This window comes from Leadbetterella byssophila DSM 17132 (assembly GCF_000166395.1).
Taxonomy (GTDB): domain Bacteria; phylum Bacteroidota; class Bacteroidia; order Cytophagales; family Spirosomataceae; genus Leadbetterella; species Leadbetterella byssophila.
On sequence record NC_014655.1, the window covers coordinates 1,184,454 to 1,205,622 of the forward strand.

Below are 21,169 nucleotides of genomic sequence, written 5' to 3' on the forward strand. Positions count from 1 at the left end.
AAAACAAAAAAAGATATCCCCAAGGATACCTTTTTCTGCAAAATGGATAAAAAAAACTTATTTAGCGGAGTCAGCAGGAGTAGTACTAGGTAAAGCAGGAACACTAGTAGCTGGACTAGCTTTTTCCACGTTTACATCTGAATCAGTTCTAGTTTCTAAACCACCTGATTTCAGTAGAATCAAAGTACCTAAGGAACCTACTAAAATAAAAGTAAAAAATCCCCAGGTCAAACGCTCTACTATATCTCCAGTTTTTTGTACACCAAACATTTGTGCACCGCCACTTCCACCAAATTCCGAAGAGATCCCTCCTCCTTTTGGATTCTGAATCAACACCATAATGGTCAACAATACGGCGGCGATAATTAGTAATACAATAATGGTTGTAATCATGTTATTCTAGATTTCGAGTCGCAAAGATAATAATCCAAAGGAATTTACCACCATTTGCCATTTAAATTTTCCCTGATACAGGATGATTTTTCAAATATTTCTTAATGAATTTCTTCTGCAATGCTAGTCGGCCGTTCAAAATTACCTTCTCCTGAGGTTCTTCCGGCTTATCCTTTGGAAATAAAACCTCTAAAATACGTGCATTTTCTTGCTGCACAGCATTCCCTTTTTCCCAATACTCCGCATAGGTTTCCAGAACGGGATATCTAGTTAAAGCGGCAAAAGGCAGACTGTATTCCGGGTGATTGGCGCAAATAAAAACCAGGGACCGGGTATCTTCTTCACTTTCAAAATCCTGACGTGTTATAATGGAATATAAATCTTTTACCATTTTGCTACTGTATCTCCAAATATGTTTAGCACTAATTGGTCCAAAATCTTAGGGACCAAAGTCTTTTCCGCCTCCTGCAGTGTCTGGTTTTGAGGATAATCCAAATAGAAAGAAAAATCCTTTTCAAAATTATCCTCTTCGTTAAATTTGTTCGTAAAAACTACTTCAATTACTATGGTAAGACGGTTCATAGCCGCTTTATCACCACCTGAGGAAGCCGCTACACCATCTGTCCTATAGTCAACTATACTTCCTTCTATACTGATATCCCCATTTTGTGGCACCAGTTTTAGTTTAGTATTTCTCTGATAATACTCCTTAAGCTTCTCTGTCATTTCCTGAGAAATAGTAGCATAGCTGGAAGGAGCTGACAAGGTAATGTCTCGAATTGTAAAGGTTTTCACATCTGATGACAAGGTACTCTTACCTGTAAAGGAATAAGCCCCACATCCACTTACAAAAGCAGCGGTCCACAATGCACAAAAAATCAACCTAAGGCTTTTCATCCGTAATATCGTACTGTTTAATCTTTCTATACAATGTCCTTTCGGATATACCCAAGCTCTGAGCGGCATATTTACGCTTAAAATTGTTCTTCCTAAGCGCTTTGATGATCATTTCTTTCTCGTTCTTTTCTAAGGAAAGATTATCTTCATCAGTCTCATGGGTGATATCCTCTATATCCTCCGTATTCCTTTGGATATCATCTATCTTCAAGGTAGTCTGAGCAAACGGAGAGTGATATTCCTCTTCCTGACGTGAATAGAGCACAGGTGGTTCTGCACTCAGCTCCTGGAAGAAATCTGGATGTACGGTATCTTTATCTACTGCATTACCTGACATCAAAGAATAGACTAACTTCTTCAAATCCGTCACATCTTTCTTCATCTCAAACAAAACTTTATAAAGAATCTCCCTTTCAGAGAAGTCCTGGGTTTCTTTGAGATTAAAAAGTGCAGGTAATCCGGACGATTGCTCCTTAGGCAGATACTTTGAAAGTACATTAGGCCCAATGGGGCGTTCCGGCTCCAATAAGGTGATTTGCTCAGCTATATTCTTCAGCTGTCTAATGTTTCCAGGAAAGCGAAATGCTCTTAACATCACCCTGGCTTCTTCCGTTAGGTTCACAGGCTCAATCCTATTCTTCTCTGCAAAGTCAGTAGTAAACTTCAAAAATAGCAATTCGATATCAAATCCCCTATCTCTTAAAGGTGGGACCTTGATGGGAACGGTATTTAAACGGTAATAGAGGTCTTCTCTAAACTTCCCATTTTCCACGGCATTGAGAAGGTCTACATTTGTAGCCGCAACTACACGAACATCTGTCTTTCTAACCGTAGATGAGCCTACAGGAATGTATTCTCCATTCTCCAAAACGCGCAAAAGGCGTGCTTGAGTACCCAAAGGCATCTCTCCTATTTCGTCAAGAAATATGGTACCATTATTCGTGGTCTCAAAATAACCTTTTCTATCATCTACAGCTCCGGTAAATGAGCCTTTTAAATGCCCAAACAGTTCTGAATCTATGGTTCCTTCAGGAATAGCTCCACAGTTGATGGCGATGAAGGGCCCTCTTTTTCTATTACTCAATCCATGAATAATTTTAGAAAAGGATTCCTTACCGCTACCACTCTCACCGGTTATCAAAACTGTCAAATCAGTAGGTGCCACCTGAATGGCCACACTAAGGGCATAGTTCAATGCAGGAGCATTACCTATAATACCAAATCTATTCTTGACCTCTTGAATCTCCCGGGTATTCTCCATACTTAATCTACAATTTCACCTTTTAGTGTAGCTGCAGAACAAGACAAGATTCTAACATTGACATATTCACCCTTCTTGTAATGCTTTCTTGGGAAGACTACCATTTTATTCTGGTCTGTTCTACCGCATAGGTCCTCATCCGAACGTTTAGACTCTCCTTCTATCAAGATTCTGTACACTTTACCTACCGTCATTTGATTTCTCTCGAGTGAATGTTCTTGCTGTTTAGCAATAATCTCATTCAATCTCCTCTTCTTTACCTCTTCTGGCACATCGTCTTCATATTTCTTAGCCGCAGGTGTGCCCGGTCTCTCAGAATAATAGAACATGTAACCGTAATCAAACTTCACATAATCCATTAAGGTCAAAGTATCCTGGTGATCCTCTTCAGTCTCTGTACAGAATCCGGCAATAAGGTCATGAGAAATACCACATTCTTCTCCTAAGATCTCTCTGATTCTATCAATCTTACCCAAGTACCACTCCCTGTCATAAGTTCTATTCATTAATTCCAATATTCGGGAGCTACCGCTTTGAGCCGGAAGGTGTATATAGTTACAGATATTATCGTACTTCTTCATGGTGTACAGAACTTCATCTGTAATATCCTTAGGATGGGATGTAGAGAAACGGATCCTCAAATCAGGGTGAATCAAGGCTATTTTCTCCAATAAGTTAGCAAACGTGAACTGTTCCGTTTCACTCTTCCAAAGATATGAGTCCACATTTTGCCCTAAAAGGGTTACCTCTCTATATCCTTGATCAAAAAGCTCCTTAGCTTCTTTCTCAATAGAATAGGGATCCCTGCTTCTCTCTCTACCTCTAGTAAATGGTACCACACAGAAGCTACACATATTATTACAGCCTCTCATGATAGAAATGAATGCAGAAACACCATTAGAATCTAAGCGGATAGGCGTAATATCTGCATAGGTTTCTTCTCTGGAAAGAAATACGTTAACGGCTTTATGCCCTTCCTCTACCTCTGCTAGTAAATTGGGCAGATCACGATATGCATCCGGACCTACTACTAGATCCACCATTTTCTCTTCTTCCAGGAACTTAGTCTTTAGGCGTTCGGCCATACAACCTAAAACACCTATTTTCAATTCAGGATTACGCTTCTTATTAGAATTTAAAATGCTCAAGCGATTTCTCACTCTTTGCTCCGCATTGTCTCTAATGGCACAGGTATTTAATAGAATTAAATCTGCTTCCACTACGTCTGAAGTGGTAGAATACCCATTACTTCTTAATATTGAAGCTACCACTTCGCTATCCGCAAAGTTCATTTGACATCCGTAGCTTTCTATATATAATTTCTTAGTTCCACTTACGAATTCATTGACGGTAATCTTCGCCTCATCTAATTCCTCCGTGAGATGATTTTCGCTCATTGCCTAATTGCATTTGATTTAAACATACAAAACTACTAATATTCTGCCAATATGGCAGACTTTTTTATGGTAATTTATTTTTAAAACCTGAAATCCATTCACCTCATTTTTTTCCTAAAAATCAGGTAAGTTTCTTTTTTTTGTAACTTAAACCGCATAATTCTAAACCTTAACATGAAAAAACTACTCCTATTCTTTTTATTTAGTTGGCAGACCCTCTCTGCCCAGTCCAATCTTAAAGCAGGCATAGACCCGGGAGTATCACCGGAAAGATTAAAAAGAATAGACAAAATGCTGCAAGAAGCGGTAGAACAGAAAGAAATCCCAGGTGCTGTAGCCTTAGTAGCCAGAAAAGGCAAAATAGTTTACCTGAAGGCTTTTGGAGAAGCATCGCCCCAAACACCCATGAAGCCGGATCATATTTTCCGTATAGCTTCACAAACCAAAGCCATTACGGCTACGGCATTGATGATGTTATGGGAAGAAGGGAAATTCCGACTAGATGACCCTGTTCATAAGTTTATTCCGGAATTCAAAAACATGGGAGTTTTAGCCACATTCTCAGAAAAGGATTCCAGCTTTACAACTACTCCTGCCAAATCCCCTATCACTATTCGCCAATTGTTGAATCATACCTCTGGCATAGGATATGGAATCATTGACGACAGCACTTTCAGAAAAATCTTTCAGAAACATAATATAAAGGACATATTCTCCGCAGAACCTATTTCTACTAAAGAGAACATCCTCAATTTGGCGAAAATGCCCTTACATTTCCACCCCGGAGAAAAATACAAATACAGTGAAGGGCTGGATGTAGCCGGTTATCTGATTGAAGTATTATCCGGCAAACCATTAGATGTGTTTCTAAAGGAGAGAATCTTTGACCCACTGGGAATGAATGACACCTATTTCTATCTCCCGGATTCTAAAGCCAAGCGATTGGTTAGTATTTATACCAAAGAAAATAATCAATTTAAGGTTTATAATGACTCAACCTACTTTGATCCTCTATATCCCATTCGTGGGGCAAAAACTCTTTTTTCCGGAGGTGCTGGACTTTCGTCCACTGCTACAGATTATGCTAAGTTCCTCCAATTATTCCTAAACAAAGGTATGCACAATGGAAAGCCTCTGCTCAGTAAAACTACAGTAGACCTTATCATGCAGGATCATATTGGACTTCTTTGGGATAACCGCAACGAACATTTTGGCTTAGCTTTCTCCGTAGTCAATGAAAAAGGCCAAGCTACCAGAGGTTTGGGGAGCAAAGGTACTTTCAGTTGGGGCGGATACTTTAACACCCAGTACTTTGCAGATCCACAAGAGCAAGTTATTGGAATTATTTTAAAACAAACTTCAGGCTTGAGTGGGGATAACACCTCCTGGAAATTCAAACACCTTGTATTTCAAACCCTAATAGCAGAATGAAAAAACTAATTTTATTACTACTCTTGAGCAGCCCGGCATTTGCATTTAAAGTACTCGTATTCAGCAAGACTGCTGGATTTCGTCACTCTTCCATACCTGTGGGAATTGAAGCCCTTAAGAAAATGGGCAAAGAAAAAGGTTTTGAACCTAGCTTTTCAGAGGATGCCTCCTTATTCACTAAGGATAACCTTAAAAACTATAAGGTCATCATCTTTCTGAATACTACCGGAGATATCCTAAACAGCGAGCAGCAAGAAGCTTTCGAAAGCTATATACAAGCTGGTGGCGGATTTGTAGGTATACATGCTGCCACAGACACAGAATATGATTGGCCTTGGTACGGAGGCTTGGTGGGAGGTTATTTTGTAAGTCATCCTAACAATCCAAACGTAAAACCTGCCCAATTCCATGTTCTAATTAAGAATCATTGGGCCACAAAACATATGCCGGATACATTTGAATATGTAGATGAGTTCTATAATTTCAAGAATCTTTCCCAGAAAACCACACCCGTGCTGTCCATAGATGAGAAGTCCTATACAGGAGGCAAGAATCCTGATTTCCATCCTATGAGTTGGTTTCATGAATACGATGGAGGCCGAGCTTTTTACACCGCATTGGGGCATACTGACGAGAGTTACACTAACCCCTTGTTCCTGCAGCACGTATGGGCAGGAATACAATACGCAGCAAGAATTTTTCAACCATAAATTTTAAAAATGAAACGATTACTGACCCTAATCTTAGTTGCCTTTACGCTCTCCTGCAATCAGGCACCCAAAATTAAACTACTGGTTTTTAGTAAAACCGAAGGATTCCGACACGATTCTATAGAACCGGGAATTGAAGCCATCAAGAAAATGGCTCAGGAAAAAGGTTTTGAAGCTGACTTTACGGAAGATGCCTCCACTTTCCTAAAACTTGAGCCTTATACAGCAGTAGTTTTCCTGAACACAACTGGAGATGTACTGAACGATAAAGAACAAGAAGCCTTTGAACGATATATTCAGGCCGGTGGTGGCTATGTAGGTATACACGCTGCCACAGACACAGAATACGATTGGCCCTGGTACGGAGAATTAGCAGGAGCCTACTTTTTAGACCATCCTTCTGTACCCAGTAACGTACAGAAAGGCAAGTTTACCGTGGTAAATCATGATCATGAATCCACGAAGGGAATGCCGGAACACTTTGAACATACGGATGAATTTTACAACTTCCGAAATCTTTCAAAGAACATCACGCCCCTTATGACCATAGATGAAACCTCCTATGAAGGAGGCAAGAATCCTGATTTCCATCCTATGAGCTGGTATCAGGAATTTGATGGAGGCCGTTCCTTCTATACTGCTCTAGGACATACGAAAGAAAGCTTCTCTGACCCCATGTTCCTAGATCATCTTTGGGGCGGAATCCAATACGCTACCGCAAAGAAAAAGCTAGATTACAGCAAATCAAGACCCGAAGAAAACAGATTCACTAAAGTGGTTCTGGCTGAGCGCTTAGATGAACCTATGGAATTATCTGTCCTAGATGAAGAACGTGTCATGTTCATTCAAAGGAAAGGTGAAATCAAACTCTTCAATATCAAAACAGGTGAACTTAAGGAATTAGCCAAATTACCTGTAAGCACTAAGTACACTAGTAAAACAGGAGAACAGAGGGAGGCGGAAGACGGACTACTTGGACTAAGCAAGGATCCAAACTTTGCAAAGAACCATTGGATCTATTTATATTATTCACATCCTGAAAAATCAGCCAATGTACTAGCCAGATATGAAATGAAGGGTGATGATATACTTTTTGAAACCAGGAAGGAACTTTTAGAAATTCCTGTTCAGAGAGAGGAATGTTGTCATACCGGAGGTTCTATAACTTGGGACAAAGACGGGAACCTGTACTTGTCTACCGGTGATAATACTAACCCTCATGGCTCCAATGGCTATAGTCCTTCTGATGAAAGACCGGGCAGGGAATCCTGGGATGCTCAGAGATCCTCTGCAAACACCAATGACTTGAGAGGTAAGATCCTTCGAATCAAACCTCAGGACGATGGCACTTATACTATACCTGAGGGCAACCTTTTCCCTAAAGGAACACCCAATACTCGTCCGGAAATATACACCATGGGACATAGAAATCCATTCAGAATTTCAGTTGATCAAAGAAATGGATATTTATATTGGGGCGACGTAGGACCTGACGCCAGAGATCCAAAAGACGATAGAGGACCGGCCGGTCATGACGAGGTAGGTCAAGCCAAAAAAGCAGGGAATTTCGGTTGGCCACATTTTGTAGGAGATAATAAGGCCTACAATAAATATGACTTTGAAAAAGAAGTATCAGGTCCAAAATGGGACGCAGAAAAGCCCATAAATACCTCTCCCAACAATACGGGATTAAAGGAATTACCACCTGCTCAAAAGGCTTTCATTTGGTACCCTTATGGAAACTCTCCTGACTTCCCAATAATGGGTAATGGAGGAAGAAATGCCATGGCCGGACCCGTATATTATAAAGATGATTTTAAGAATGCGGAGAGAAGATTCCCGGACTACTACGACAAAAAAGTCTTCGTTTATGAATGGATGAGAGGTTTTATTCTATCTGTAACCCTGGATGAAAATGGAGACCTTAAACGTATGGAAAAATTCCTTCCAAATACGCCGTTTAATAACCCTATGGACATGGAATTTGCGCCAAATGGTGATCTTTACATGCTGGAATATGGCACGGGCTGGTTTGTCCAAAATGACAATGCTAGATTGATTCGAATTGAATACAATGGAGGAAACAGGAAGCCTATTGTGCATGCTACTTCTGATAAAACAGGAGGAGCCCTGCCATTAGAAGTCAATTTATCTGCTGAGGGAAGTGAAGATTTAGATGGAGATGACCTCACTTACCACTGGAAAGTCACCAACGATAAAACCTATTCGAAAGAATTTGACACCAAAGACGTCAAATTGAATATCAATGAACCAGGCTTGTATAAAGCCGTACTTACCGTAAATGATGGCAAAGGAGGAACCAATTCCAAAACTCTGGAAATAGTGGCAGGTAATGCATTACCTGAAGTTCATTTAGATCTCAAAGGACATAATTCCAGCTTCTTTAAATCAGGAGAAACCATCAGTTACGATGTTAAAGTAAAAGACAAGGAAGATGGAGAACTCGGCAGTGGCATTGACCCATCACAAGTTTCTTTCTCTATAGATTTTCTCGCTCAAGGATTCGATAAAGTGAGTATTGCTCAAGGACACAAAACGTCAGATGACGCTATGATCGCTCTGAATAGGGGCAAAAACCTAATTGCAGATTCTGACTGTAAATCCTGCCATGATGTTAGTAAGAAATCCGTGGGACCCACCTATACGGATGTGGCTAAGAAGTATGAAAAGAAACGCGATGCTGTACAGTACCTAAGCCAAAAGATCATTAACGGAGGTAGCGGTGCATGGGGAGAAATAGCTATGGCAGCACACCCTAACCTACCTAAGAAAGATGCAGAAGAGATGGCTAAATACATTTTGAGTCTAGGACAAACTAAATCTGCCCTACCTCTAAGCGGTAAGTATACCTTGAGTACTCCGAAAGAAGATGCAGGACAAGGAACCTATATTTTAAGAGCATCTTACTATGATAAAGGGGCAAATGGCTTGCCTTCACTTAACTCTGATCATACTTTGGTACTTAGAAATGCCCTATTGGATATTCATGCATTTGATGAAGAAAAGGATGTTACAAAAATGTCCTTCAATAACATGAAATTAGTAATGCCTCAAAAATCAGGCGCATTCCTATCCCTTAAAAATGTAGATCTAAATGGTGTTAAAGCCGTTACGCTCTTCGTTTTAGCTCCTGAGGCACAGGTGAATGCCGTTGGTGGAAAGGTTGAACTGAGACTCGGATCTCCAAATGGTACAACTGTTGGAGAATCTCCAATGGTGAAAACCAGCCCGGCTCTCAACATGAATCCGGAAATTCTTAACATTCCTATCCACCTCACTTCCGAGCAATTGGCCAAAAATCAGGATTTATACCTTGTATTCAAAAATCCTACTATTCAGGACAAGACCTTAATGGTAGTTCTAAGAGCAGAACTTCAATGGTAAAAACAATAATAGCCCCCAAATTTTGGGGGCTATTCATTTATTGACGATTCTATTAAATTACAAACACTAGTTGTTCTTTAAATTAGCGAGGAACTCAATCACATCCCGCATTTCATGTTTACTCATCAATTCACCCATGGCTGGCATTGCGGAAGGAAAATTCTCCCTTTGCTCTATTCTATTAAGTGGCACTCTAAGTGGCTCAGCTTCTGAAGTTTTTAATAGTAACTCAGTGGAGGATTCCTTTAATAGCGTTCCTACTACCTCCTGACCTCCTTTGAGTACCAATTTTACATTACCAAAACCCGGAGATAATCTGGCACTAGGCTCCACTAATGCTTGCAACAATTGTTTCCTATCCAGCACCTCACCAATCTTCCCTAAATCCGGCCCCACCGAAGGCCCATCTCCAAGGGTATGGCATCTTATACATTGACCCGTAACATTTTGTTTAAAATATTGCTCACCCCTCCGTCTATTGCCTCCATACAGGACATCACTGTACTTATCACTCTTCTCACTGACTTCTGCGAACTCTTTCTTCAATCTTTCGGAGGAAATCGCCCCTAAGGCATCTGCTAAATCAAGCCTTACCTCCAGAGGGAACTTATTCGATTTCACCTGTTGAATTAAGGCGGAGAAGATACCTTCCGTTTTTTGTATAGGCATCTCAGACAATCCTCTTAGTAAACGTTGCATTTCACCTAACTCACCCTTACTAATAACCGTAGACACCATTTTCTGAAGATCCTCGGTTTTCCAATCTATCTCTTTGATCATACCTAGAGCTGTGGAACGCAAGCCACGATCAGTACTATTTAAAGCATCATGCACCAAAGGAGTAATATTTGCATACTTCAGTTCCGACAAAGATGAGAGCACTGCCATTTGAATTTTTGGATCCTTAGCGGAATGATAAATCTTTTCTAAGCGGGCATTGTAATCACCTACTTTGAATTCCTTCAACACATTCAATGCCGCAGAGATGATTGCAGGATCATTTTCATCTAAGAATTTGCTAATCTGAGGCATCAAGAGTGCTTTGACCTTGCCTGCATCTCTACTTACTTTTCCTCTATGTCTACCATCTACCCTATCCAGTACGGAAGGCTCCGCCCAAACGGCCAGAGTAGCTAATGCCTCACCTCTAAGTATTCCCGGAGCTTTGGTATTTTGAGCATACTGAACCAAAGCATTCAACTCTACATCCCCTCCTACTCTCAAAGATGCATTGATGGCCCTACGCATGATCACTTCTGAGGTTATTTCAGGCTTTCCCACTAACTTAGCCAAAGCAGGCAATGCCTCTGGCACAGAGAGGTCGTCATTGATTGCTCGAGCGGCCTCCGCTACTATGTACTCGTCCGAATCGTTTAGGAATTCAGCTAATTTGGGATCTTGCCATTTCCTCAAAACCAGCACTGCTGCTAGTCGCAAGGATCTCTCAGGACTCTTGATCAAAGAATAAACCGCATTCTTATCTTCTATGCGAGAAAGCGCAAGCGTTGCCGCATGACGTAAGTATAAATCTTCGTCCTTGTTTAATGAGAGTAATTTAATTAATCCGGGAACAGCCTCCTTACTGGAGATTCGGCCTAAAGCTTGGGCTGCAAAAAACTTAACCCTTGGATTTGAATGATTTAACAATGGAATTAGATCCTTTGCGGCTTCTTTTACCCTTGCATCTCCCAAAACCTTGGCGGCTTGAGCTACGATCTCTTCATCAGTGTCCTTTAGTATGGCCGTTAACGCTTTAAAATTGCCCTTTCCAATATTGAGAATCTGACCAATACCCCAAATACCATGAATCCTTGCTAATTGGTTTTTCTTTTGACTGACCGCTTTTTCAAACATGGAAATGCCTTTTGAACGATCGGCTAGTTCAAATTGAGCCTTTTGACGAATTCGCATATCCGGATAGAAAAGCAATTCGTATAGTTCGTCCCTTGTCATCCCTTCGTAATCTGCCGCCATCAGGTCCTTGATCCTTTTACGCTCTTCAGCTAAATCATTCTCATTCACATCTATCTTCCACACTCTACCATAGTTCTTAGTACCCCAGCCATTGACCCAGTCGGCAGCGTAAAGTGCTCCATCAGTACCAAACCGAATTCCTGTGGCTAGCACTCCATTCACCATATCAATCTCAGAGTTAAAATCAAAGCTCGCTCCTTTCGGTTTGAGATCGAAAGCCCAAATATGCGCTCCTGTAGGTGTACCTGTAAATTCTACGAGGAAAAACTTATTCAGCCAAGATTTGCCCAATGCTGTACCGGGATTAAACTGCATTCCGGTGGGACCATTGTGGTAATTTCGTATAGGCGGAAGAAAGTAGGCCGCCTGCTTGTCATGTCTGGGAAGGTACATGCCTTCGTCCATCCAAACCTTGTATGAATTATTCTTTGGATCTGTATATTTTCCAAACTGCCAGTTGATTCTCCAACCCGAATCAGAACCTTCAACCAAATGAACCAAACGTTCTGACTCTCCCGGATGATCCCCATCATTATCACTACTAATGACATTGCCATACTGATCAAAGACAAACTCATGCGTATTCCTATGACCATGCGAGAAAACCTCAAAATCAGAACCATCAGGGTTGCAGCGAACAATTACCCCTTCGTTAGGGAAAAAATGTTGTTTCCCCGTTTGATCTATGACGTTCATTCCAGGATCACCTATACCCCAGTAAATCTTGCCGTCCGGTCCTTCTACTAATCCTGACATCCCGTGTCCTCCAAAACCTACATGCACATGCCATCCGTGAGAAATGGAAGTCTTCTTATCGTAATATCCATCTCCATTAGTATCCTCTAATCTCCATAAATCAGGCCCTAAACCTATAAAGGCATCCTTTCTCCTTACTAAAATAGCACCCGCAACGTCAGTGATTTCCTCATGAAAATCGTGCAGTACTCTGCTGGATTTATCTGCCCTACCGTCCCCATTTGTATCCTCTAATTTCCACACTTCTTCCTTTTCTACCGTCAAATCTCTCCAATCATGCAGTCCATCTCCGTTGAGGTCAGGCAACCAATTGTTCTTTTCAGAATCCTTCTCATCGAAAAAGCGCTTTAAGAATGCCCTTCTGTCTTCTACAGATTGCCAAGAGATGGACTCGGTCATCCAGTCTCTATGACCTCTTATATCGAATTCAGAATTTTTTTGTCGGTTAGTACGAGTCAGATAAATATTATTGTAATCATCGATGCTCATAGACACCGGATCAGGGGCAAGAGAGTCAGTTGCCCACAACTTAATATTCAATCCAGGAGCTAAAGAGATAGGCGCTTCTTTCTCTAATTGAGCGGCAAATTCGGCATCTTCAGGACCGACGGTCTTTACCAACATATCTTCTTGTGGGGCGGTACTGCAACTCAAACAGTAGACTACCCCCAATATGTGAATCAGGAGGGATCGTTTCATAATTTAAGGTTAAACTGTTGAAAATTTAGCCTTTGCGTCAGACTAACACAAATTATTTGAAGTAATTCTAGTCGAATACGGTGGAGGGGTCGACGAAAACAAAAAAAGACGCCCACATGAGCGTCTTTTCTAAACTATCTAAAAAATAGCTTATTTTACTTTTTCAACGATGGCTTTGAAAGCATCAGGATGATTCAAGGCCAAGTCAGCCAATACTTTTCTGTTAAGTTCAATGCCTGCTTTTTGTACCTTGTTAATGAATACAGAGTAAGATAAACCATAAGGTCTAACCCCTGCATTGATCCTTACGATCCACAAGCTACGGAAGTTTCTTTTCTTTTGTTTACGACCAATATAAGCGTAAACTAAACCTTTTTCGACAGCGTTCTTAGCAACTGTCCAAACATTTTTTCTTCTTCCGAAGTAACCCTTGGCTAACTTCAGAACTTTTTTGCGGCGTGCTCTCGACGCTACATGATTGACACTACGTGGCATAATTTTTTACGTTTTTTGACCAAAGGCGTTCTCATCTGAGAATCTTTAGGGCCTGTAGTCGGGTGAAACAATAGAACCAATTGTTGAATTATCCGTTCAACAAGCTTTTGATACGTCCTTCATCAGCAGGACTAACGAGCGTAGTCGTTACAAGGTTTCTTTTTCTCTTGTTAGACTTTTTAGTCAAAATGTGGCTGTGGAAAGCATGCTTACGCTTGATTTTTCCAGTACCAGTCAATTTGAATCTTTTTTTCGCTCCTGAATTTGTTTTTTGCTTTGGCATTTTACAAAACAGATTAAGTATTAAAAAAGTAAATTGGGGTGCAAAGTTAAGGATTATTGTTTAGATTTCTCATTTTTAGAGCAAAATATTCATTTTTATAGGGTTCCATTTATGCTATTTACTAATTCTTAAATTTCCTCTGCCATATATTTCAAAAGTCCATTTAAAATCAAAAATTTGAAAGTGTCAAAGTAGAACTTCTTTCAATCTTTTGACTCATAATTCCTTATCTTTACCTAAAGGAATTTCCTTCTTTTTTTGGAAACTATCCTAAATTATAAAGCCCTATCTTTGTAGAAGTATTCATTTTTTTCATTCCATGAAGTTTTCCCACCTACATAATCATACTCAATATTCGCTTCTTGATGGTGCATCAAGCATTAAAAAGCTCTTTGCTAAGGCTCAGCAAGACGAAATGCCCGCCGTGGCCATCACAGACCACGGAAATATGTTTGGGGTGTTCGATTTCGTGGCAACAGCCGGAAAATATGGAGTAAAACCTATTGTGGGATGTGAATTTTATGTAGTAGATGACCACACCCGTAAATCCTTTACAAAGGACCAAAAAGACGTAAGATATCACCAACTCCTTCTAGCAAAAAATGCGGAGGGATATAAAAACCTCACCAAACTCTGTTCTCTGGGCTATATGGAGGGACTATACAGTAAATACCCTCGTATCACCAAAGCACTTATTGAAAAGTACAAAGATGGCCTAATAGCCACTACCTGCTGTATAGGTGCATTAGTACCAAAAACCATCCTAAAAAAAGGAGAAGAGGAGGCAGAACAGGAGTTCCGCTGGTGGCTAGACAGATTTGGTGAAGATTATTATGTGGAGATCCAAAGGCATGACATGGCAGAGCAAATCCGTGTAAATGAAGTTCTGCTAAAATTCGCCAAGAAATACAATGTAAAGGTCATTGCTTCTAATGATAGTCACTATGTAGACCAATCAGACTGGGTAGCACATGACATTCTTCTTTGTATCAATACTGGTGAGAAATTATCTACTCCTTCAAACAAAGAATTCTCCGATGATGCAGAGGGTAGTACAAAGGGTACGCGATTTGCCTTTTATAACGATCAATTCTATTTCAAGACCACGGCTGAGATGACGCAGCTCTTCTCAGATATTCCAGAGGCCATAGATAATACGAATGAAATCGTGGGCAAAGTAGATCATTTGAACCTTAAAAAGGACATACTTCTTCCAAACTTCCCCATACCACAAGAGTTTAAAGTACACGCGGACGATACTTTAAACCAATGGGAATACTTGAGACACCTGACCTTTGAAGGAGCTAGAAAGAGATATGGAACCGTTAGTCCGGAAGCAGAGGAGCGACTTAATTTTGAGTTGCACACCATCAAAACCATGGGTTTTGCGGGATACTTTCTGATTGTAATGGACTTTATTAAGGCGGGAAGGGAGCTAGGCGTAATGATAGGACCCGGAAGGGGTTCTGCTGCCGGATCAGCTGTGGCTTATTGCATAGGGATTACGAATATTGACCCTATCAAGTATAACCTCCTATTTGAGCGTTTCCTTAACCCGGACCGTAAATCCATGCCCGATATTGATACGGACTTTGACGATGAAGGCAGACAAAGGGTCATTGACTACGTGGTGGATAAGTACGGAAAGAACCAGGTAGCTCAGATCATCACTTACGGTACCATGGCTACCAAATCTTCCGTAAAGGACGTAGCCCGGGTAATGGACTTGCCTTTAGCAGAAGCCAACCATATTGCTAAGTTGATACCGGATAAACCAGGGTATGGAATGAACTTCCAAAAGTTGATTCATGCTCCCATTTCAGGGCCAAAATCACTAACGGAAATAGGCCTGAATCCCGATGAGATAGAAAATGTGAAGCAGATTCGGGACATGTACGAAGGTAAAGACCTAACTGCAAAAGTCCTGAAACAAGCAGAAAAACTGGAAGGTACCGTTCGAAACACCGGTATCCATGCGGCGGGTATAATCATTGCCCCCTATGATCTCTCTGAAATTGTACCTGTTTCTGTAGCTAAGGACTCTGACCTGCTCATCACTCAGTTTGAAGGAAAGGTCATTGAGGATGCAGGGGTAATTAAGATGGACTTTCTAGGCTTGCGTAACTTAACCATCATCAAGGAAGCCTTACGCATGATCAAAGAAAACTATGGCGTGGAAATCGACATTGATAATATTCCTTTGGACGATGAAGAGACGTACAGACTCTTCCAAAGAGGAGAAACCAATGCCATCTTCCAGTTCGAATCAGACGGGATGAAGAAGTACATGAAAGAGCTTCAACCGGACAGATTTGATGATCTTATCGCCATGAATGCCCTTTACCGTCCGGGACCTATAGGTTATATCCCTAACTACATTAACCGTAAGCACGGTAGAGAACCTATCACCTATGACCTTCCGGAAATGGAGGAGCACCTGGCGGAAACCTATGGTATCACCGTGTATCAGGAGCAGGTAATGCTTTTGTCACAAAAGTTGGCCAACTTCACCAAAGGTGACGCAGATACCCTGCGTAAAGCCATGGGTAAGAAGCAGAAGGAAGTCCTAGATAAGATGAAGGCCAAATTCATGGAAGGGGGAGCAAAAAATGGTCACCCTGAAAAGGTATTGGACAAGGTCTGGACGGACTGGGAAGCCTTTGCTCAATATGCCTTCAACAAGTCACACTCCACCTGTTATGCTTTTGTGGCCTATCAAACAGCCTATTTAAAGACACACTACACTGCAGAATACATGGCTGGGGTTTTAACGTCTCAATTGGGCAACATAGAGAAGATCACCTTCTTTATGGAAGAGTGTAAGGCATTAGGACTACAAGTTTTAGGTCCTGACATCAATGAATCCCAAAAACGTTTTAGCGTTAATAAGAAACATGAAATTCGTTTCGGTCTGGGAGGAATCAAGGGGACAGGAGACGCAGCCGTAGATGCCATTATAGAAGAAAGAGAGAAGAACGGACAGTTCAAGGATATTTTTGACTTTATCACTCGAGTAAACCTAAGAACGGTAAATAAGAAAACCCTCGAATCTTTAGCGTATGCAGGGGCTTTTGACTGTTTTGAGGAGATTCACAGAGCGATATATTTTCATGTTTCAGAAGAAGGTGGAACATTTATTGAAAGGTTAATCCGCTATGCCAACAAGGTTCAGGAAGACAAAATGAGCACCCAAAATACCTTGTTTGGTACTCTCGGAGGTGATACTGCCTTTAATATCCAAAAGCCAAAGATTGAAAAGGTAGAAGAATGGGGAAACATAGAGAAACTACGTTACGAGAAAGAAGTGGTAGGATTCTACATCTCCGGGCACCCATTGGATCAGTTTGCGATGGAAATGAGCTTATGCCGTCCTTTGGATAATACCTTATTAGAAAAGGAGAATAAAGACAAAGAGTTTACCATAGGTGGAGTAGTCACGTCTGCTAATATTCGTCAATCCAAAAACGGAAATCAATTCGGAATCTACAGGATAGAAGATTATACAGGTTCCCTAGAAATCGCCCTATTCGGAAAAGACTTCATAGAATTCTCTCGATACTTCATACCTGAAGCCTTTATTTATATCAAAGGTAAGGTCATGGGAAGATGGGGCAAGGATGATGAATTAGAATTCAAACCTCAAGTCATTGACCTCCTGAGCGAGATGAAGGAAAAGAGGCTGAGAGAAATGAAGCTCAAGATTGACTTAAATGAGTTGGATACTCCTTTGGTTAACAGCTTACAAAATATCATCTTGAAGAATCCCGGAAAATTCGGTCTAAAAATAGATGTATATGATCCTCAAAATCAATATGACATTGCCTTATTTTCCCGAACAGTTAAGATAGAGATCACCAAAGAGATACATCAAGAACTCACTGCCCTTCTAGGTGCAGGGAATGTTTCTCTCAACTAATACGTCTTGTGAACCCGTAGGTAAAACCTGCGGGTTTTTTATGTTTCCACCTTTTATGTGACCATAGCCAATACTGGGGGGCAGCATGGATATTCTCTTCAAGTAAGCGCGCGTGCTCATTCAGTATATGGCCCAGTTCCTCCTTACTTGGATCTTCAGTGATGAGATGGAAACTTACCCTGTAATGCCCTCTTTTGGGAACTGAAATCTTAACAAAGATCACCGGAGCATTTAACTGTCTAGCGATTTTCTCTGTACCTTCAAAAAAAGAAGTATCCCTGTTCAGGAATTTTACCCAAAAGGATTTAGCGGCCGGAGCCGACTGATCATTAGCTAGGACTAGCAGATACTTTCCCGTTACTTCACCAAGGTAATCCCAGGTCTTGTCAGTATGAAAAAGGGTAGCCCCTCCCCTTTCTCTGGAGGCACGAAATGCTTTGTCAAAATAGGGATTGGTCAATTTTCTATACGGCACCCCCATTTTCAAATGACGGAATTGAGGAAAATGCTGTGCTAACCACTCGTAATTCCCCACATGACCTGCAGTCATTACTAATCCATCATATCTCTCAAAATAGGCATTAAACTCCTCTAAATTAGCATAACTTACCCTCTTATTCAGCTCAGAAAATGAGATACTGAATCCTTTTATGGTTTCTATAAAAAGATCTGACAAGTAATGATAAAACTTAGACTCCAGTTCCAACCTTCTCTCCTCAGACCAATCGGGATAGACAGAAAGAATATTATCTCGTACTACCTTCTTTCTGTAACCCACCACTTTGTACAGTAATGGATACAAAACAAAATCAGAGAAAAGATACAGAATCCTTAAAGGCAATAATGAAAAAGCCCAAATCAGGGGATATAAAAGATAAAAACTTATGGCTTCCATTCGTAATTCAAATAATCATCATAATGGTTAAGGTCTAACATACCTCCAAAATCAATTTCCAGGTGGGGCAGTTTCTTAAGACTTTCTATGGCCTGATCATGATTCAAGTCCAAAATCTGTAAGAAGGCAGAAGACTTGACTATAAAAGGGAAATCTGTTCCTTTTGTAAATACTACTTCTACCTCACTTTCCGCAGCTTTTTTCAAACTTTCCAAATGATCTACGCTGACTTCAGGCATGTCAACGGCCATAAAAATCAAGGCATCAATACCTTTGGTAATCATATAACTCCCTACTAATCCCATCCTTAGGGAGGTCCCTAGTCCATTTTGCCAGTCCGGATTATCTATAACCCCAATGGGCATACCTTCAAGAGCAGGAGCAATTTGCTTCCTATGTGCGCCCAATACTATAACAATGGGATGAAGATCCGTTTCAATCAACCGATCTCCCAAATACCTGATTATGGGAATCTCATTCACAGGTAAAAGGGCTTTAATTTTGCCCATTCGCTTGCTTTCTCCTCCCGCTAAAATTACCGCTCCTGTGTTCATTATTTGGAAATAATGTGTAAAATTGCAAAGAATTCGCGTGCAAATAAAAGTTTAAGAGATTGTTTTCGTTACAATCTCAAGAAAAGTTTTCCTAATACTACTATGAAAAATATCTTCAAAGTACTCCTGCTATCTCTGTTTATAGTTGGATGTGAATCAGATGACCCTTCTGCCGGTTCCACTTTTAACATTTACCTGGATTACTGGAATACCACGGGTAGAAATCCTGAAATTCGTTTCAATGAACAAAAATCCTCAAAGGAGATCAAAATAGATTTCAATCAAACCTTTGAAGGACAAGCGGAAGGTACCCTGTACAGTAAAGTTATCATAGATAATTTTAAGATTCTGGATAGAGATAATAACAATTATACCATCCAAAATATCAAAGCCTACGAGTACAGAGGAGATAATGTTTGGAAAGAAGACGTAGAATTTAAGGTGCAGTATACGCAGACCACTGATGTAGGTGAGATGGTTTTGGTTTTAGACCGAAGCGAATCCTTAGGCACAGACTTCGAAAGAATCAAACAATACGCAGCGGAATTTGTGGAACAAACTTTTGCTTCCCACCCTGAAGTAAAGATAGGTGTAGTTGATTTTTCTGCTTATCCAAGTTCTTTGCCCATCACGAACAACAAAGAAGTTATCTTGAATTATATCAAAAATTTGGAGATGGAAAACTTCACTGCATTGTATGATGCTATGGATATGGGTGTTGATATGCTATTAAGATCCGCATCTCAATCTCGTATTTTAGTGACCTTCACGGATGGTACGGATAACTTTTCGCGTGCGACTCTAAATGACGTATTGTCAAAGATAAATTCCGACAAAAATTTAAACAAAATCAGAGGTTTCTTTATTGGACTTGCAGGTAAAGGTGATTTAGACACTTCCGTACCTACTCTTCTAAGCAGCAAAGGATGGATAGTTAGTGTGCCTCAAAGTGCCACTCAAGTGAAGGAAGTGTTCAATAAGTTCGGTAGATTGATTTCTAATGTGTATCACCTGACCTATGTACGAAATCAAAAGATTATCCCTCGAAATACGCCTATTGTTTTAAGATTTGATATTCAAGCCACCAAATAAAAAAAGACCCGGTTCTAGAGTGCCCCCAAAAAGTTAGACACTAATTGGGGGCATTTTTATGAGCAGAAAAGTAAAATACGATCTAGCATTCAAGCTTAGATGTGTAAAAGATGTTTTAGAAAAACATCGATCAATAGTAGATGGAAAAGTTTTCATAAAGACCTTTTGCGGACGTGGTTGCAAGACTATGAAATAGGAGGTTCAAAAGGCCTGGGACCAAAGGTGAGCAATCGGACTTATAGTCCATCTTTTAAGCTTAAAGACGATAGAAAGGGAGCATTTAAGTTTAAAGAGCGCGCGATTGAGGTTTCATATTCCAAGTGATTCAATAATTATTAATTGGCAAAAGAATTTTGCTACCTTTGGTATCAACGGTTTAGAATCCAAACCCAAAGGCCGTCCCATAACTATGAATCGCAAACCCAAAGCACCTTTAACGAGATTAGAAGAGCTAGAATTAGAAAACGAACGTTTACGTTGTGAAAATGCTTTTCTAAAAAAGTTGAGAGCCTTAATTCAAGCCGAGGAGGAACAACGCCGCGGACAATCGCAAAAGCCATACAAGAATTAAGGCCGGAGTTTAATCTACAGTTATTGTTAGATTGCTCTCATATGGCTAGAAGTAGCTTTTATTATCATCAACTCTGCAGTAAAAGCGACAAGTACCGTGAGCTAAAGGAGCTCATTAAATGCATTTATCATAAGCATAAAGGGCTTTATGGCTACAGAAGGATTACAGATGAGCTGCAAAAGCTAGGCCGGATCATCAACCATAAAACGGTTTTAAAGTTGATGAGTTTATTGGGATTGAAGAGCTTGATTCGAAGGAAGAAATACCAGTCGTATCGGGGAGATCAAGGTAAAATAGCACCTCATATTTTACAACGTAACTTTAAAGCGGATCGGCCAAATCAGAAATGGGTAACAGACATCACAGAATTTAAAGTTCGAGCTAAAATGCTTTATTTATCACCCATTATGGATCTTTATAATCAAGAAATTATCAGTTAA

Annotated in this window: 17 protein-coding genes; 7 read left to right on the plus strand and 10 right to left on the minus strand. The window is 40.4% G+C overall.

The window, feature by feature from the left end; translation table 11 throughout:
- Window positions 1-57 precede the first annotated feature (57 nt).
- From secG to miaB, 5 genes are all read right to left on the minus strand, one after another.
- Entirely contained in the window at window positions 58-393 is a 336-nt protein-coding gene (secG, locus tag LBYS_RS05680) for a preprotein translocase subunit SecG (protein ID WP_013407917.1), read from the minus strand.
- 61 nt (window positions 394-454) lie between these two features.
- Complete coding sequence (locus LBYS_RS05685; protein ID WP_013407918.1) at window positions 455-784, minus strand: hypothetical protein; 330 nt, start codon at window positions 782-784, stop codon at window positions 455-457.
- Window positions 778-1,290 carry an LPS assembly lipoprotein LptE gene (gene lptE, locus LBYS_RS05690; protein WP_013407919.1) on the minus strand — a complete coding sequence of 171 codons (513 nt, stop codon included), beginning with the start codon at window positions 1,288-1,290 and terminating at the stop codon, window positions 778-780. Before lptE ends, LBYS_RS05685 begins: the two co-directional genes overlap by 7 nt.
- Entirely contained in the window at window positions 1,277-2,551 is a 1,275-nt protein-coding gene (locus LBYS_RS05695; protein ID WP_013407920.1) for a sigma-54 interaction domain-containing protein, read from the minus strand. Before LBYS_RS05695 ends, lptE begins: the two co-directional genes overlap by 14 nt.
- A 2-nt stretch (window positions 2,552-2,553) precedes the next feature.
- A complete protein-coding gene (gene miaB, locus LBYS_RS05700) occupies window positions 2,554-3,948 on the minus strand; it encodes a tRNA (N6-isopentenyl adenosine(37)-C2)-methylthiotransferase MiaB (RefSeq protein WP_013407921.1) in 1,395 nt (464 codons plus the stop codon).
- Between the two features lie 174 nt (window positions 3,949-4,122).
- Here miaB and LBYS_RS05705 point away from each other — a divergent pair, with 174 nt between their 5' ends.
- From LBYS_RS05705 to LBYS_RS05715, 3 genes are read left to right on the plus strand one after another with little or no spacing between them, the layout of a single operon-like run.
- Window positions 4,123-5,379: a serine hydrolase domain-containing protein gene (locus LBYS_RS05705; RefSeq protein WP_013407922.1), complete on the plus strand. Its 1,257-nt coding sequence runs from the start codon at window positions 4,123-4,125 to the stop codon at window positions 5,377-5,379.
- Window positions 5,376-6,089: a ThuA domain-containing protein gene (locus LBYS_RS05710; RefSeq protein ID WP_013407923.1), complete on the plus strand. Its 714-nt coding sequence runs from the start codon at window positions 5,376-5,378 to the stop codon at window positions 6,087-6,089. The genes LBYS_RS05705 and LBYS_RS05710 overlap by 4 nt, the downstream gene beginning before the upstream one ends.
- A 9-nt stretch (window positions 6,090-6,098) precedes the next feature.
- Entirely contained in the window at window positions 6,099-9,494 is a 3,396-nt protein-coding gene (locus tag LBYS_RS05715) for a ThuA domain-containing protein (protein ID WP_013407924.1), read from the plus strand.
- A gap of 66 nt (window positions 9,495-9,560) precedes the next feature.
- Here the strand turns inward: LBYS_RS05715 and LBYS_RS05720 are convergent, their stop codons facing one another.
- From LBYS_RS05720 to rpmI, 3 genes are all read right to left on the minus strand, one after another.
- Entirely contained in the window at window positions 9,561-12,923 is a 3,363-nt protein-coding gene (locus tag LBYS_RS05720; protein ID WP_013407925.1) for a HEAT repeat domain-containing protein, read from the minus strand.
- Between the two features lie 150 nt (window positions 12,924-13,073).
- On the minus strand, window positions 13,074-13,418 hold the full coding sequence (gene rplT, locus LBYS_RS05725) for a 50S ribosomal protein L20 (RefSeq protein WP_013407926.1): 345 nt from the start codon (window positions 13,416-13,418) through the stop codon (window positions 13,074-13,076).
- 88 nt (window positions 13,419-13,506) lie between these two features.
- Entirely contained in the window at window positions 13,507-13,701 is a 195-nt protein-coding gene (gene rpmI, locus LBYS_RS05730; protein ID WP_013407927.1) for a 50S ribosomal protein L35, read from the minus strand.
- Between the two features lie 319 nt (window positions 13,702-14,020).
- Between rpmI and dnaE the strand changes: the two genes are divergently transcribed.
- Window positions 14,021-17,617: a DNA polymerase III subunit alpha gene (gene dnaE, locus LBYS_RS05735; RefSeq protein WP_013407928.1), complete on the plus strand. Its 3,597-nt coding sequence runs from the start codon at window positions 14,021-14,023 to the stop codon at window positions 17,615-17,617.
- Here the strand turns inward: dnaE and LBYS_RS05740 are convergent.
- Window positions 17,610-18,512: a lysophospholipid acyltransferase family protein gene (locus LBYS_RS05740; RefSeq protein ID WP_013407929.1), complete on the minus strand. Its 903-nt coding sequence runs from the start codon at window positions 18,510-18,512 to the stop codon at window positions 17,610-17,612. The two genes, dnaE and LBYS_RS05740, sit on opposite strands and share 8 nt — an antisense overlap.
- Window positions 18,500-19,066 (minus strand): nucleotidyltransferase family protein, encoded by a 567-nt coding sequence (locus LBYS_RS05745; RefSeq protein ID WP_013407930.1) that lies wholly within the window; start codon window positions 19,064-19,066, stop codon window positions 18,500-18,502. Before LBYS_RS05745 ends, LBYS_RS05740 begins: the two co-directional genes overlap by 13 nt.
- A 102-nt stretch (window positions 19,067-19,168) precedes the next feature.
- Here LBYS_RS05745 and LBYS_RS05750 point away from each other — a divergent pair, with 102 nt between their 5' ends.
- From LBYS_RS05750 to LBYS_RS18705, 3 genes are all read left to right on the plus strand, one after another.
- Window positions 19,169-20,158, plus strand: coding sequence for a vWA domain-containing protein (locus LBYS_RS05750; protein WP_013407931.1), 990 nt, complete (start codon window positions 19,169-19,171; stop codon window positions 20,156-20,158).
- Between the two features lie 409 nt (window positions 20,159-20,567).
- The gene (locus LBYS_RS19265) at window positions 20,568-20,729 is read left to right on the plus strand and encodes a hypothetical protein (protein WP_187287932.1); all 162 of its coding nucleotides are present in this window, start codon (window positions 20,568-20,570) and stop codon (window positions 20,727-20,729) included.
- A 41-nt stretch (window positions 20,730-20,770) separates the two neighbouring features.
- Window positions 20,771-21,169 carry an IS3 family transposase gene (locus LBYS_RS18705; protein WP_083794554.1) on the plus strand — a complete coding sequence of 133 codons (399 nt, stop codon included), beginning with the start codon at window positions 20,771-20,773 and terminating at the stop codon, window positions 21,167-21,169.